Source organism: Rhizobacter sp. P2_H2, from assembly GCF_056403375.1.
Genome location: NZ_JBFUFP010001752.1, coordinates 1 through 638 on the forward strand (window position 1 = coordinate 1; position 638 = coordinate 638).

Genomic DNA, 638 nt, shown 5'->3' on the forward strand with positions numbered 1-638 from the left:
ATCAGGACGGGGCGCCGGAGCTGTGCAGTTTGATGGCCCCGCGCGMAGCGCGATCGTGAACTGACTGTCGCCGACTGTTTGACCACAACGAACGAAGTGAGTGGAGGGAGTTTSGGCGACGGTTCATGAAAGCAGATGGCGCAGGGGAGTCATYGCCCCGCCAGGGGCRATGACCGCACCGGCCGGCGAGCCCCACACCCCCCGCCCGCGCCTTTGCGCGCGCCCATGCCAGCGCCCCCAGGAGTTCAGGGCGCGATCAGCGCGTTCAACGCCCGCAGGTCATCCGGCTTCAACTGCCCCGCCGCCTGCCGCAGCTTCAGGCTGTTGACCAGCACGTCGTAGCGCGCCTTCGCCAGGTCGCGCCGCGCGTTGAACAGCTGGGTCTGCGCGTTCAGCACGTCCAGGTTCACCCGCACGCCGACCTTGTAGCCGAGCTGCGTGGCTTCCAGCGCGAGCTGGCTCGACGACTCGGCCGCCTCCAGCGCCGTCACCTGCGCCTGGCCCGACTGCACGCCGAAGAAGGCCTGGCGCGTCGCCTGCGCGGTGCCGCGGCGCGCCGAGTCGAGCAGGTTGCGCGATTGCTCCTCGAGCTGCAGCGTTTCCTTCACGCGGTTCTGGATCGCGAAGCCGGCGAACAG

Annotated in this window: 1 protein-coding gene; it reads right to left on the reverse strand. The window is 69.2% G+C overall.

All coding sequences use genetic code 11. The annotated features are described in order from the left end of the window. Positions 1-245: 245 nt before the first annotated feature. Positions 246-638: TolC family protein (locus tag AC1D15_RS36010; protein ID WP_477829855.1), on the reverse strand; the 393-nt coding region annotated here is incomplete at its 5' end.